The organism is Bacillus sp. JJ783 (assembly GCF_036963225.1).
Lineage (GTDB): Bacteria > Bacillota > Bacilli > Bacillales > Bacillaceae_G > Bacillus_A > Bacillus_A cereus_U.
On record NZ_JBALMG010000233.1, the window covers coordinates 611 to 879 of the forward strand.

Here is a 269-nt window from a genome sequence, read left to right on the forward strand (position 1 = left end):
GATGAAAAAGAATTTATTCTCCATTTCTTTGATCAAGAAGGATTAGATATTCATAATAAAGAGTGGAGACATGGAGAGTTATAGAAATGAAATTGAATTTCACTCCACTAGGAAGTAAAATGTTTATACTCTGCAATACGGTATTTCCTTTGGGGGTAGTATCAGGGGGATTATGATATCTTAACTTGATCGGCTCGGCATGTGTTTTTCCCCCTAATTAATAGCTTGTTCTCTTCTATATAACTTTTTAAAATATAGATTTGAACCAT

General features: G+C 32.3%; 1 pseudogene. It reads left to right on the plus strand.

Annotated features, from left to right (window positions below):
* A pseudogene (locus tag V7038_RS29645) lies at positions 1 to 84 on the plus strand (DUF6241 domain-containing protein); the annotation flags it as partial.
* Positions 85 to 269 lie beyond the last annotated feature (185 nt).